This window comes from Acinetobacter sp. TY1 (assembly GCF_048551395.1).
Lineage (GTDB): Bacteria > Pseudomonadota > Gammaproteobacteria > Pseudomonadales > Moraxellaceae > Acinetobacter.
On sequence record NZ_JBLYZK010000024.1, the window covers coordinates 1 to 14,033 of the forward strand.

A 14,033-nucleotide genomic window follows, 5' to 3' on the forward strand; every position below is an offset into this window, starting at 1 on the left:
TTCTTGCTCATGGTAAACTCCTGATGAGTGTGTTTAGTTTACCAAGTTAAAACCTCCTGTTTTTTCAGCACACATCAGCCTATATTATGCTTAAAAAACAAGAACAAAAAAAATAATATCCATTCACTGATTTAATAGATTTTTCAAATGTAACTTAATGTAAATATTTTGATTGAATAAACACAACAATCTGCTTAGGCTATTTATCAACCTACTGCATACTAACGACTAAATATAAAAAAACCCCATCCAAGAATGAGGTTTTTTATTAATTTTAAAACTGAATCAAATTAAAACTCAGATTATTTACCCGGTTTAAAACTATCTTTTAAATCTAAGATACGGTTAAACACAGGCTTGTCACTCGTATGATCATATTGATCTGCCACAAAATAACCTTCACGTTCAAATTGGAAACGATCTTCAGGTTGCGCTTGTGCCAAAGCAGGCTCAATGATAGCTTGAACAATTTGTAATGAATCAGAATTTAAATGAGTAAGAAAATCATCATCTGCATCAGGCGCTGCTTCAGTGAACAAACGATCATAAATACGAACTTCCGCAGGAAGACCCTTTGTCGCAGAAACCCAATGCACAACGCCTTTCACCTTACGCCCTTCAGGATTTTTACCTAAAGTTTCAGGATCAATTGAGCATTTCAACTCAACTACGTCACCATTGGCATCTTTGATCACTTCATCGCATTTAATAACATAAGCATGACGTAAACGCACTTCACCCTCAGGAATCAAACGTTTAAAACCCTTTGGTGCTACTTCTTCAAAATCTTTACGATCAATATAAATTTCTGAAGTCAAGGGAATAACTCGATCCCCCATATCAACATTTGGATGACGAGCATGAACCAAGTCCATCGCTTCAGGTAAGTTCGTTAATGTTACTTTCAGTGGGTTTAAAACCGCCATACCACGTGCTGCAGTATTTTCAAGAGATTGACGAATACAGAACTCAAGCATAGCTACATCAACAATACCATCTGTTTTCGATACGCCAACACGTTTACAGAAATCACGTAAACCTTCAGGAGTAAAGCCACGGCGGCGCATACCAACAACTGTTGGCATACGTGGGTCATCCCATCCATTAACATGACCACCTTCTACCAATTTACGTAATTTACGTTTAGAGGTAATCGTGTAATCAATATTTAAACGACTAGACTCATATTGATGTGGAACTGTAGGCGATTTAACTTTTTCCACGATCCAATCATAGAACGGACGGTGATCTTGGAATTCTAACGTACAGAGCGAGTGTGTAATACCTTCAATCGCATCTGATAATGGATGCGCATAATCGTACATCGGGTACATTTTCCATTTATCACCTGTTTGGTGATGTTCAGAATGGAGTACACGATACAAAATGGGATCACGCATATGAACGTTTGGTGATGCCATATCCACTTTGGCACGCAATACCGCTTGACCTTCACCAAAGCCACCATTGTTCATTTTTTCAAAACGTTCAAGGTTTTCTTCAACCGAGGTATCACGATATGGAGAGTTTTTACCGAGTTCAACAAAATTACCGCGGTTTAAACGAATTTCTTCTGCAGATTGTAAATCGACATAAGCATCACCTTGTTTAATCAATTGGATTGCCCAAGCATGTAATTGATCAAAATAGCTTGATGCATAGCGTGGCTCACCTTCCCACTCAAAACCTAACCATTTTACATCGTTGGCAATACCATCAACATATTCCTGTTCTTCTGCATCAGGGTTAGTATCGTCAAAACGAAGGTTACATAAACCTTGAAACTCATCTGCAATACCAAAATTCAGGCAGATAGCTTTTACGTGACCAATATGTAGATAACCATTCGGCTCTGGTGGAAAACGTGTCACCACAGATGATACGCGTCCTGCACCAATATCTTCAGTGATTACCTGACGAATAAAGTCCAAGCCTGCCTGTTGTTCTTGCTGCGCAGCATCGACAGGTGCGGTATTGGTTGTCGGGTTCTTTGGCAGGTCTGAAACAACATCATTTGGCTTCATAGTTGATAAATCACTTCTTTAAGATAAAATAGGATAATAAAAATGCATTTCTGAATCTATAGACAAAAGAAATCTGCATTTTTGCTTGCCTTGTAGTTTACAGTTTGCTTATGCTTCTCTCAACCAAAAACCCATGGCTTTTTCAGTCATGATCAGGAGATTATAGAATGAGTTTTCCTCAAGTCGAATTAAACACCAATAAAGGACGTATTGTCCTTGAACTAAATTCTGAAAAAGCACCTAAAACTGTTGCTAACTTCTTAGAATACGTTCGTGATGGTTTTTATGATGGCGTTATTTTTCACCGTGTTATTGATGGTTTCATGATCCAAGGCGGTGGCATGGACGAAAACTTCAAAGAAAAATCAACACGTGATTCTATTGAAAACGAAGCTGATAATGGCTTAACCAATGATTTGGGTACAATTGCAATGGCACGTACTCAAGCGCCTCACTCTGCTTCTGCTCAATTCTTCATTAACGTTGGCAATAACGGTTTCCTTAACCACTCAGGCAAAACTGCTCAGGGTTGGGGTTATGCAGTATTTGGTAAAGTGACTGAAGGTCTAGACATCGTCAACGAAATTAAAGGCGTTCGTACAGGTAACCGTGGTTATCATGCTGACGTTCCTTTAGAAAACGTTGTGATTGAATCTGCTAAGATTATTTCTGAGTAATAGAATCCCTCCTAACCTCCCTTTGATAAAGGGAGGAACTTCCAATTTATAAAAGGAAGAAAAGTCCCTCTTTCGTAAAAAGGGACTTAGGGAGATTTTAATAAAGGACAATAAGTGACCCATCTGTTTATCGCTGATTTACATTTATCACCTGATCACCCTCGACTCGTTCGGGGGTTTTTAGATTTGCTTGAACAATATAAAGATAATAATTTCACAAAACCAACCCAACTTTATATTCTCGGTGATTGGTTTAATGCATGGATTGGTGATGACTATACTGCCCCATGGCTTTCTGAAATCGTCGAACATTTAAAACAATTTACCCAAGCAGGAAATAAAGTTTATTTTCAAGTTGGAAATCGTGATTTTGCTTTAGGACAAAAATTCTTAAATCAGTTTAATGGTCAATTATTACCTGATGAATTTACACTGAACATTGCCAATAAAAAATTTAGAATTGAACACGGCGATGCATTGTGTACCGATGACGTATCTTATCAAAGGTTTAGAAAAATCATTCGCAATCCAATTCTTTTGGGTATTTTAAAAAGCACACCACTTTCTTTTAGACAAAAATTGGCTAATGGTTTTCGTAAAAAAAGCCATGCTTCTCAGCAAAATAAAACCTATGAAATCATGGATGTGAATCAACAAGCTGTTGAAAAGGCTTTAAGCCAAGTTGATGTCCTTATTCATGGGCATACGCATAAACCAATGATTCACGATGTAAATGGAAAACCTAGAATTGTCTTAGGTGATTGGCGTGAAAAAACCTCTGAAGCGATGATTTTAGAAGTGGATAGAAATGCAAATTATCAGCTAATTCAATGGAAAATTGTTTAATCGAAAATTTTTTGGCATTTTTTAATTTTCTCAATTAATTCAATCCTGTTGTTAATGGCGTAATTGTTCAGGCTTCATACGACTTTCTCACGGTTTATCTACATTTTTTGCTATCATTTATTGAATAATTTATGAGTGTGAATTTTCTAATGTCTAATTTTAGCAATATTACTGTCAATCACCATGAAAATGACAAAGTATCCTTACTAATAGATGGACAAGCGATTTCCGAACGCTACGACATTCATTTAGACAAAACGATTATTGATGAAATTCAGGCGATCGAAGAAGGCGCTGCACTTAAACTCTTCGAACAATTTATCTTTTCGAATACCGATCTTAACTTTGAACATCGCTATATTTATACCACAAGTATTGTTTTAAATAATTCAAACTACAGTATCGCACGTAATTTTGTTTATCGTATTACAGCAGAAGGTCAAGCACCTGCTGAGCATGTCATTACAAAACAAGGTCAAGCAATGACTCCACAAGACATTCGTGAATTCATTAACAACCATGTTGCAATGTCTTTAGATAAATATACCGATTTAAATTATGCTTATTAATTTATAATCATTATTGCGTTTCAGAAATTTGGCTCTTGAACAAAGTTTAGGAGTCTTTTCATAATCGAAGTAAAATAAGTAGTTTTGCAATTTAAAATAAACAAATGTTTGCACATTTAATCTACTGTAATACTCATTACAACTTTTGGATATTATGTCATCATTTAAAAGGTTAAAATGTCAGTAAATTATTTAAATGAGGCTGTTCAGAGAACCATAAACAAACTTGATCATAAAAATATTTATAAAAATTTGGCGAACGGTTTTGAAATAGTCGTTCAAAGATATATCCTCATCAAGCTTCAAAGAACTATTATTGGAAACAAATTTCATTAGATTGGTATCAAAGTTAAACCATAAACATATTTGCTAAGGACACATTAGGAAATTATATTGTTCGTCATCCTTCAGGTTCTGCTTTTTATACAGAGCTTTCTAAGAATGATCATTTTCACGTTTATTTACGATTCGGTTGATCTAATTTATTCAAATTCAGTTTATAATATCGAAAATTTTCGATATAAGAGTGTCGCATGGATGTATTAACCGTATCAAAAAATCGCTATACCACAAAAGCCTATGATGCTTCAAAAAGAATCCCGCAAGAACAATTTGAACGCCTACTTGAAATCCTTCGCTTAGCACCATCATCCATCAATATTCAACCTTGGCATTTTTTTATTATTGAAAATGATGCGGCTAAGCAACGTATTGCAAAATCATTGGTGGGTAAATATGCCTATAATGCTCCCAAAGTATTGGATTCTTCACATACTATTTTGTTTTGCACTAAAGCTGATATTACCGAAGATCATTTAGATAACTTATTGAATCAAGATGATAAAAGCGGCCGTTTTAAAGATGCCACAGCCAAGCAGGGGCAAAAAGATGGTCGTACAGGTTATGTCGATTATTATCGTAATGAAAAAGGTGATATTCAGCGTTGGGCAGAGAATCAAACCTTTATTGCTTTAGGACAAATGCTGCTAGCAGCAGGAATTGAAGGTATTGATGCCACACCGATTGGCGGTTTTGATGAAGACATCATTACTGAAGAATTAGACCTGATTGCAAAAGGTTTAATTCCATCTGTAATTATGACTTTGGGTTATCGTAGTGATGCAGATTTCAATGCTAAACTGCCTAAATCTCGTTTGAATAAAGAAGAAATCTTCACACGTCTTTAAAATTTTGAAAATATAAAAATACTGGGAACGAAAGATTTCTTATTTTTTGTTCTCATTTTAAAATATTCTGATTGTACAATTCCCCCCTTGCTTAAAACCTCTGTTGTTTTTATGATAATTATGTATCAATCACAAACGGATTGAACATTCTCATCGTATTTTTAAGTGCTAATCTAAAGTGAAATACAGAATGAAAAATAATAATATTATCGGCTCTATTTTGATTTTAACACTTTCACTTTCAGGCTGTACCTCTTGGATCAATCAGCATAAATACCAAAAATTTGCACAGTTAAGTCAGCAATTTATCAACCCTCAAACAATTACTCTCAATAATGAGCAAAAGGTTTTAGATGGTTTTCAATCTGTACATTCACAAATGATTCAACTATCACATAAAAAAAGTTTCAATCAAAAAGAAGCTGCTTTTTATACCAATTCTGCCAATTTACATGCAGCCTATGCCGAATATTTATCACAGCAAGGTTGCCCTGCATTATCACAAATACAAAGCAATCAAGCAGAACAGTCTTATCTCAGGTTATTAGAAGCAAACTCTAGTGATTACAATAATCTACTATATAATTTAGCCATTTTTTACGCTCGACAATCAACCTTTGAACGTGATGACCCACATTCTAAATTAAGCATAAATGATCTGAAAAAAGCACGTCACTATGCAACGCTATTGTATGAACAAGATTCATCCACACCTAAAAATCGTCGGGCGTATTACGATATTTTGAGTGAATTACAAATTACCTTTAGCCAAGAAAATATTGAACCCTCCCAGCAGTTAAAGATTGCCCAAATACTGCAAGAACCCTTGAATGAATACTTAGAATATTCAGAAGAAGTTTATGAAGGTGGTAATTTTATTGTTTTAGTACAACTCCACTATCAGTATTTATATCAACAAGATCCACAAAAGGCACAAGATTTTTTAGATCAAAATAAAGAAACTATTTTTAAACTCTATTTTGACAATTTATCAACAACACCGCAACGTGATCTAAATTTTCATGCCAAAATTTATGCACTTTACAATCAACCTGAAAAAGCGCTTCAATATCTACGACAATTAAATTTTGATACCGCTGAAACCATTAAACCTGAAGAGTTTAAAAAAAATAAGATTTTTGATCGTATTCGAGAAAATACAACATTTAAACAATGGCTGAATCAATATACGCAAGATTATTTAAACGATCAAAAACAACACCCTAAACAATGCAAAAGCATAAAGTAGTATTTAGAACGACATAATGTAAATTTTGCACCCACTCAGACCACAATTCAAAAAAAGATTGAAATATAGAAAGATATGTAAATCAATAAAAAATTTGAAGGTTATAATCTTTACAAAGGTTAAAATCATCAGCATAAAATTAATTCATGCTGATGTACTGAAAGTGAATTTGAAATTTACACAGGGTGCGCTGTGGCAATTTCTTGACTAATCATTACCGCAGTAGCAGCAGACAATGTCCAACCCAAATGACCATGTCCAGTATTATAATAAACACGCTCACGTTTTCCTCGTCTGACCACAGGCATCATATTCGGCATCATTGGACGAAGTCCTGCCCAAGGCACACAATGTTCAGTTGAAATATCGAAGTTTTTATTGACCCAATCGGTTAAAGGCTGAATGCGATCTGAACGAATGTCACGGTTATAGCCATTAAACTCCGCTGTTCCTGCAATACGTAAGCGGTCGGCTCCCAAACGTGAAGTGACAATTTTTGCACTCTCATCGAGCAGACTGACCCACGGTGCACCATTAACACTTTTTTCATCATCAAGTTGTACCGTAATTGAATAACCTTTTACAGGATAGACATTGACTCGATCACCCAATTGATTCGCCAAGTGATAGCTTCCGACACCACCGCATACCACTACCGCATCGGCTTGTAAGCTTTCGAGTGTGACAGATTGCCCATCAGCACCTACGACATTTTCAATGCTTGGATGATATTGAATATTCACTCCATTTGCTGTGTGTTCGACATTGACCACTTCCATACCAAAAAGATACTTCACACCGTATTTCTCAGTGGCTTTGGCAAGTCCTGTGGTAAATTTATGAATATCACCTGTCGCATCACCAGGACAGTAAAAACCACCGTAATATTCACCTGTTAATGATGGCTCGATTTTTTTAATTTCTTCGGATGTTACTGCATGACGCTCTAATCCACCTTTACATAAAAGATTATTCACATCAGTCGCAATTTTATAATCATATTCAGAATGGTAAAAATGTAAAATCCCACGTTTTTCGAGATCAAAATCAATACCTTCTTGTTCTGCAATATTGAATAATCGTTGTCGTGCCAACAATGCCATTTTTACAGTATCTTGGGTATTCGATTCATAATGCTTAATATTACCGAGAAATTCGACTAACCATGCATATTTGTGCAAGTCGAAAGAAGGATTGAGCAAAAGTGGTGCATTTTTATTTGCCATCCACTTTATACCTTTCAGTACTGTGGATTTTTGATTCCATACTTCGGCATTACAAGCTGAAAGTTGCCCACCATTGGCAAATGAGGTTTCCATTGCAGGGAATAAATGCTTATCTATAACAGTTACTTTATAACCCAGTTGAGAAAGTTCGTAGGCAGAAGTTACGCCAGTGATCCCTGAACCAATAATTACGATATGACACATACGCACACTCCTTTGAAATGCATGATTTTGCATTTTCAATGTATGCCCCATCTGTCATTTGTACCTGAGAGCTTCGATAAATAACCAAATTATTCAGAAATTTACCATCCCCTTCGGTGAGTTACTTGTTTTTTTAATTGACAGCAACTTCTCTCCAGAGTTTTTCAATGATTACAGTCCTTTTGCCTGAGAGTTTCCGGGGTCGTTGCTCCTTCGGCGAGTCTAAAAGACTTCTCTCCTGCAATCATCTATTTTTATTACATATCCTTATAAGCAATGTATATGCCATTTTCATCCATAGATCAAATACTATCCCATGGTAAATACAACTGACTCGACTAAAGTCGCATAAGCATCAATGCTTCACCGAATCATAACGGAATACGTTCAAATCATCGTATTCAATTTGAGGTGTTTTACCCGAAATAATATCAGAGAGTAATTTTGCAGAACCACATGACATCGTCCAACCTAAAGTGCCATGTCCTGTATTGGTATATAAGTTTTTATACTTGGTCTTACCAACAATAGGCGTACCATCAGGTGTAGCAGGTCTTAAGCCTGTCCAAAAATGTGCATCGGATACATCGCTTGCTTTCGGAAATAATTGCTGTAACACCATCAACAAGGTATTTTCACGACTCGATTTCAAAGAACGATCAAAACCATTTAACTCTGCCATTCCTCCAACACGAATACGATCATCAAAACGGGTCACTGCAATTTTATAAGACTCATCCAAAATCGTAGATACAGGCGACATTGCAGGATCAATAATTTTGGTGGTAATTGAATAGCCTTTTAGTGGATATACTGGCGCTTCAATATCTAAATATTGCAACATATCATGACTATAACTACCCAATGCCATTACATAAGCATCACCTTTAATTTTCGAACCATCACGGAGCACAATTGCAGAAATTTGATCGGCATCTTTTTCAATACTTTCAATCACCGTGTTAAATAAAAAGTCTACACCTTGATTAATCGCCAATTCAGCAAGTTCTGTGGTGAATTTTTGACAATCTCCCGTTTGATCATTAGGCAATCTAAGCCCCCCAACAAAATCGACTGTCGCCTCTGCAAGTGCAGGTTCCACACCAATCACACCTTGCTTATCCAACAACTCATAAGGTACACCTTCTTCTTTTAAGACTTCTGTGTCTTTACCTGCAACATCAAGTTGCTCTTGTTTACGAAATAATTGCAGCGTTCCCAACTGACGTTCATCGAAATGAATACCCGTTTCTGCACGTAACTCATCTAAACAATCACGGCTATATTCAGACAAACGTACCATTCGTTCTTTATTGATGTGATAACGATTGCTATTACATTCCGCCAACATACGAATCATCCACTGATATTGATACATATCACCCGTGAGTTTAATTGCTAAAGGTGAGTGTGGTTGAAACATCCATTTAAAAGCTTTTAGTGGAATACCTGGTGCTGCCCATGGTGATGCATAACCCGGTGATATTTGCCCTGCATTAGCAAAACTGGTTTCGAGTGCAACATTCGGCTGTCGGTCAATGACGGTTACCTCATGTCCAGCTTGTCTAAGATAATAAGCTGAGGTTGTACCAATAACACCAGCTCCGAGAATGACAATATGCATAATAATTCAACCTAATTGTTATCGTGATAATGAGCTTTTAATATATAAATAAATAGCATGAATTTTAATAAATTTATTTATAGTTAATTTAATGTATGACGAAAAAAATGACTTTTCAAGCGCTTAAATCATCAAAGTACAAAGCATCACAACTGAGATACATCTGAACTACACTCAAAGTCTGCTGTGATTTTCTATAAAAATAATGTATCTAAACGGCATAAAAAAAGGATAATTCATTTTTAGAATTATCCTTTTTAATATTTTAAATATTATTATTTTATTTATGGGTATGAATCGACATTACTATGCCGAAACTTGCAAGCAATGCAATTACAGCGGTACCACCATAACTCATCAGTGGCAATGGATCACCCGTGACAGGTAGAATCCCTGCAACCATTCCCGAATTGACAAAAACAAAGAAGAATAATGATAGACCAATGGTTCCTGCTAGAAGTCGACCATAATTATGAAAGCAGTTCAAGCTAATCATCATGCAACGAAAAATAATGGCTGCATATAAACTAAAGAGGAAAAATACCCCAATAAATCCAAACTCTTCAGCAAAGGTTGACATAATAAAGTCTGTATGATGTTCAGGTAGATAGCCCAATTGTGACTGCGTCCCCCCTAAAAAGCCTTTACCAAAAATACCACCTGAGCCAATAGCAATTTTAGACTGAATAATATTCCAACCTGCACCCAATGCATCTGATTCAGGATCGAATAAAGTCAAAATACGTTTCTTTTGATAAGCTTGGAGTACAAATGTCCAGATAATCGGAAATGATACTGCTAAAGCAGCCATTGCTCCACCAATCAGTTTCCATGACATTCCACTGAGGAATAGTGCAAAAATACCGCCAATGATAATCCCAATCGCAAGGTCAGGTTGCAGTAATGCCAAAACAAATGGTACGACCATGATAATCAATGCAACAACAATATGCTTAAATTTAGGCGGCAGCGGTTGACGAGAGAAATACCAAGCCATCATCAAAGGCATGGCAAACTTCATAAACTCACTCGGTTGCATACTGCCAATACCTGGAATAGTCAACCAACGTTTTGCACCCAAGCGGACGTCACCGACCAATAGAACCAAAATGAGCAATAAAATAGCAATAAAATAAAACCAAGGGCTCACTGCCTGATAGACCTTAGGCGGAACTTGTGCACAAGCAAACATCAGGGCAAAACCCACAGCAAAGCTAATGCCTTGGCGCATCACCATCGACATATCTTCATTGGATGCGCTATAAACCATTAGCAAACCAAGCGCCGCATTAACAATCAAAAACAACAGCAACCATGGATCGAGATGCAATTTATCCCATCGGGAGGTTTGTTCATTAAGACTGCGTCCATCACGCAAAGATCGTCTTAAAAAACGATACTGCTGAGTAGGTATCATTTATACATCTTTTACTTTGTCATTCGAATGCGAAATTATAGAGTTAAATCAGAAGTGAAAACATAGTGTAATGGTGAATTATTTAACTTTTTGTTGCACAGCTAAAATGAGTTTTGCTAACTCTAAATCATCTGGATAGGTTATTTTCAAATTGTCGGAACGACCTGCAACTACTTTCACTTTTTCACTCATATATTCAAGTGCACTCGCTTCATCTGTAATGACAATGTCAGCATAAATGGCTTGCTCAATGGCTTGTGTCAATATTGCAAAGGTCGATATTTGTGGTGTTTGTGCTTGCCATAACTGTTCACGATTGACTGTGTGCTCAATTTGTTGTGATGATGAATGTACACGTTTTAATGTATCTCGGACAGGAATGGCTAAAATAGCGCTACAGTTTTCAACTAATGCTGTTTCAACCAAATTTTCCAGACACTCCAATGTGACGCAAGGACGTGCAGCATCATGAACAAAAATCAAATCATCCGGCGCAGCAAAAGCTTTTAAATAGTGCAAAGCATTCAAGACTGAATGAACACGTTCTTTTCCACCCTGACAAAAATGTGCCTTTTCAGGCTGATTAAAAGAAAGTGTTGCAGCAAAGTGATCATCAGCACCAATCGCCAAAACATAACCAGCTAAAGGCAATTGTGCCAAACGAGAAATCGTATGCTCAAGGATTGTTTTCCCTCCAATCACTTGATATTGTTTTAATTCTGTTTTTGAAAAGCGGCTACCTGAACCCGCAGCAGGAATCACCGCCCATAATTTACGGTTGTTCAGGTGGAAGCTCATCTTCATTGGTTCTTAGATCTACGTCAGTATTATCAGAATAAATAGGTTTGTAATGGGTACTAATGGTACTCATTTGTACAAATGTTTCATGGGGCTTAATCAGACCTAAATCCAAACGAGCATGCTCTTCAATCGCTTCTGCACCATTTTTTAAATCATACACTTCTGCAGCGAGAATTCTGTTTCTCTCTTTGAGTTCATCATTGACCTCAGATTGTTGTTTCACTTGCTGAAGTAAAGCTTGATGAGGAAAATAACCGCCCTCACCTAACCAAAAGTGATACTGAAGTACAATAGTGATCAGAACTGCAACTATCAGAATGACTTTACTTGAAGTAGTTTTAAAGACTTCTAACATGAATTTTTGTCTTATGTAACAGCATTAAATTAAGGTACTAATATACCTTAAATATTTTGTGTGGAGAACGTTTTACTGTGGTAAAACTGCAAAAGTTGAACAAAACTTTTTTGATATTTATATACGATGCTTTGTTTGTCTGTAAATATATTAAAGCATAGATATTTGAATATTTTCAATCCTATAAAATATTCCAAAAAAATAGTCACAAAAATTCAAATTCAGTATTATTCAATGCCCTCTAAAGTCTTACGAATAAATAATATCATTACTCCTCAAGTGACCGAAAACCGATAGAAATTCACTTAAAATTAATCGGCTTAAATCTTTTGTGGAAGTCTCATGTAATTCCGATACACATCACTACAACCAAGTTCATATGAGATTAATCACAAAATGTGAGTATACATTACACATTTTCATTAAACAATCCTCTCACGCTCTAATAGTGAGTATAAAAAACCACTCACCTCAAACAAGGGAGTGGTTTTTTAAAGCTAAATCAATTTATAAAAATTAATTTAAACCTTTAAATTCCGCTTTGCCACGGTAAGCAGCATTTGTTAATTCTTCAATACGAAGTAATTGGTTATATTTTGCAACACGATCAGAACGGCACAATGAACCTGTCTTGATTTGACCAGCAGCAGTACCAACAGCAAGATCTGCAATCGTAGAATCTTCTGTTTCACCTGAACGGTGTGAAATAACAGTAGAGTAACCATTTGCCTTCGCAAGATAGATTGCATCTAAAGTTTCAGTCAACGTACCAATTTGGTTATATTTAATAAGAATAGAGTTACCTACTTTCTCATTAATACCACGTTGTAGAATTTTAGGATTAGTAACAAATAAATCATCACCAACCAACTGAATTTTGTCGCCAAGAATTGAAGTTAAGTATGACCAACCTTCCCAATCCGACTCATCCAAACCATCTTCGATAGAAATAATTGGATATTGATTTACAAGACCTGCTAAATAGTCAGAGAATTGATTGCTTGTGAATGCTTTATTACCTTCACCTGCAAGAATATATTGACCATTTTTGTAGAATTCTGAAGATGCACAGTCAAGCGCAAGCATAATATCAGAACCTGCTTTGTAGCCTGTTTGACCAATAGCTTCAAGAATAACCGTAATTGCTTCTTCGTTAGAACGAAGGTTTGGTGCAAAACCACCTTCATCACCAACAGCAGTATTTAAACCTTTTTTGTTTAATACTGATTTTAAAGAATGGAAAATTTCTGCGCCTGCACGCAAAGCTTCAGAGAATGATGTAAAGCCTACTGGCTCAATCATAAACTCTTGAATATCTACGTTATTGTCTGCATGTGAACCACCGTTGATGATGTTCATCATTGGTACAGGCATAGTCAAGATTGATTGACCACGTAAGTCTGCAATGTATTGGAAAAGTGGAGTTTTCTTTTCCTCAGCAGCAGCACGTGCAGCAGCTAAAGACACCGCTAAAGTTGCGTTCGCACCTAATTTTTCTTTATTTTCAGTACCATCAAGAGCGATCATCGTATTGTCGATGTCTTTTTGCTCAAATACTGATTTACCAATTAAAGCATCACGAATAAGTGTGTTTACATTGTTTACAGCTGTTTTAACGCCTTTACCTAAGTAACGTGATTTATCACCGTCACGAAGTTCCAAAGCTTCACGAGAACCAGTTGAAGCACCAGATGGTGCACATGCACGGCCAACAACGCCAGATTCTAAGATTACGTCTGCTTCGATGGTTGGGTTACCACGAGAGTCTAAAATTTCACGTGCACGAATGTCAACGATTTGACTCATGAACAATTCCTCAGTTGATTAATAAAACGATGCGCCACTAAAAATGAC

General features: G+C 36.3%; 12 protein-coding genes and 1 riboswitch. Of the genes, 5 read left to right on the forward strand and 7 right to left on the reverse strand.

Annotated elements, in window-relative coordinates:
* Positions 1-302: 302 nt before the first annotated feature.
* The gene (locus ACK2M2_RS12575) at positions 303-2,024 is read right to left on the reverse strand and encodes a glutamine--tRNA ligase/YqeY domain fusion protein (RefSeq protein ID WP_419348967.1); all 1,722 of its coding nucleotides are present in this window, start codon (positions 2,022-2,024) and stop codon (positions 303-305) included.
* 167 nt (positions 2,025-2,191) lie between these two features.
* Here ACK2M2_RS12575 and ACK2M2_RS12580 point away from each other — a divergent pair, with 167 nt between their 5' ends.
* From ACK2M2_RS12580 to ACK2M2_RS12600, 5 genes are all read left to right on the forward strand, one after another.
* On the forward strand, positions 2,192-2,701 hold the full coding sequence (locus ACK2M2_RS12580; RefSeq protein ID WP_409510164.1) for a peptidylprolyl isomerase: 510 nt from the start codon (positions 2,192-2,194) through the stop codon (positions 2,699-2,701).
* Positions 2,702-2,815: 114 nt separating this feature from the next.
* Positions 2,816-3,547, forward strand: coding sequence for a UDP-2,3-diacylglucosamine diphosphatase (locus ACK2M2_RS12585; protein ID WP_409510165.1), 732 nt, complete (start codon positions 2,816-2,818; stop codon positions 3,545-3,547).
* A 149-nt stretch (positions 3,548-3,696) separates the two neighbouring features.
* The gene (locus ACK2M2_RS12590) at positions 3,697-4,116 is read left to right on the forward strand and encodes a hypothetical protein (RefSeq protein WP_419348970.1); all 420 of its coding nucleotides are present in this window, start codon (positions 3,697-3,699) and stop codon (positions 4,114-4,116) included.
* Positions 4,117-4,649: 533 nt separating this feature from the next.
* A complete protein-coding gene (gene nfsB / locus ACK2M2_RS12595) occupies positions 4,650-5,303 on the forward strand; it encodes an oxygen-insensitive NAD(P)H nitroreductase (protein WP_409510167.1) in 654 nt (217 codons plus the stop codon).
* Positions 5,304-5,493: 190 nt separating this feature from the next.
* Positions 5,494-6,552, forward strand: a complete 1,059-nt coding sequence (locus ACK2M2_RS12600) for a hypothetical protein (RefSeq protein ID WP_409510168.1) — start codon at positions 5,494-5,496, stop codon at positions 6,550-6,552.
* Between the two features lie 176 nt (positions 6,553-6,728).
* On the opposite strand, the gene ACK2M2_RS12605 is transcribed toward ACK2M2_RS12600, so the two are convergent.
* The 6 genes from ACK2M2_RS12605 to eno form a co-directional block, all read right to left on the reverse strand.
* Entirely contained in the window at positions 6,729-7,982 is a 1,254-nt protein-coding gene (locus tag ACK2M2_RS12605) for a D-amino acid dehydrogenase (RefSeq protein ID WP_419348974.1), read from the reverse strand.
* A 164-nt stretch (positions 7,983-8,146) separates the two neighbouring features.
* A riboswitch (glycine riboswitch) is annotated at positions 8,147-8,233 on the reverse strand.
* A gap of 104 nt (positions 8,234-8,337) precedes the next feature.
* Positions 8,338-9,606: a D-amino acid dehydrogenase gene (locus ACK2M2_RS12610; RefSeq protein ID WP_419348977.1), complete on the reverse strand. Its 1,269-nt coding sequence runs from the start codon at positions 9,604-9,606 to the stop codon at positions 8,338-8,340.
* A 280-nt stretch (positions 9,607-9,886) separates the two neighbouring features.
* Positions 9,887-11,023, reverse strand: coding sequence for a rod shape-determining protein RodA (gene rodA, locus ACK2M2_RS12615; RefSeq protein WP_409510171.1), 1,137 nt, complete (start codon positions 11,021-11,023; stop codon positions 9,887-9,889).
* Between the two features lie 78 nt (positions 11,024-11,101).
* Entirely contained in the window at positions 11,102-11,827 is a 726-nt protein-coding gene (gene ispD, locus ACK2M2_RS12620) for a 2-C-methyl-D-erythritol 4-phosphate cytidylyltransferase (protein ID WP_419348980.1), read from the reverse strand.
* Positions 11,796-12,179, reverse strand: coding sequence for a septum formation initiator family protein (locus ACK2M2_RS12625; RefSeq protein ID WP_409510173.1), 384 nt, complete (start codon positions 12,177-12,179; stop codon positions 11,796-11,798). Before ACK2M2_RS12625 ends, ispD begins: the two co-directional genes overlap by 32 nt.
* A 516-nt stretch (positions 12,180-12,695) precedes the next feature.
* Positions 12,696-13,985 (reverse strand): phosphopyruvate hydratase, encoded by a 1,290-nt coding sequence (gene eno / locus ACK2M2_RS12630; protein WP_409510174.1) that lies wholly within the window; start codon positions 13,983-13,985, stop codon positions 12,696-12,698.
* Between the last annotated feature and the right edge of the window lie 48 nt (positions 13,986-14,033).

Bases quoted from the DNA above. Each gene is read 5' to 3' on its own strand.
- eno (WP_409510174.1), bottom strand. From the start codon at position 13,985: ATGAGTCAAATCGTTGACATTCGTGCACGTGAAATTTTAGACTCTCGT.
- nfsB (WP_409510167.1), top strand. From the start codon at position 4,650: ATGGATGTATTAACCGTATCAAAAAATCGCTATACCACAAAAGCCTAT.
- ACK2M2_RS12610 (WP_419348977.1), bottom strand. From the start codon at position 9,606: ATGCATATTGTCATTCTCGGAGCTGGTGTTATTGGTACAACCTCAGCT.
- ACK2M2_RS12575 (WP_419348967.1), bottom strand. From the start codon at position 2,024: ATGAAGCCAAATGATGTTGTTTCAGACCTGCCAAAGAACCCGACAACC.
- rodA (WP_409510171.1), bottom strand. From the start codon at position 11,023: ATGATACCTACTCAGCAGTATCGTTTTTTAAGACGATCTTTGCGTGAT.
- ACK2M2_RS12590 (WP_419348970.1), top strand. From the start codon at position 3,697: ATGTCTAATTTTAGCAATATTACTGTCAATCACCATGAAAATGACAAA.
- ACK2M2_RS12600 (WP_409510168.1), top strand. From the start codon at position 5,494: ATGAAAAATAATAATATTATCGGCTCTATTTTGATTTTAACACTTTCA.
- ACK2M2_RS12580 (WP_409510164.1), top strand. From the start codon at position 2,192: ATGAGTTTTCCTCAAGTCGAATTAAACACCAATAAAGGACGTATTGTC.
- ACK2M2_RS12605 (WP_419348974.1), bottom strand. From the start codon at position 7,982: ATGTGTCATATCGTAATTATTGGTTCAGGGATCACTGGCGTAACTTCT.
- ACK2M2_RS12625 (WP_409510173.1), bottom strand. From the start codon at position 12,179: ATGTTAGAAGTCTTTAAAACTACTTCAAGTAAAGTCATTCTGATAGTT.
- ispD (WP_419348980.1), bottom strand. From the start codon at position 11,827: ATGAAGATGAGCTTCCACCTGAACAACCGTAAATTATGGGCGGTGATT.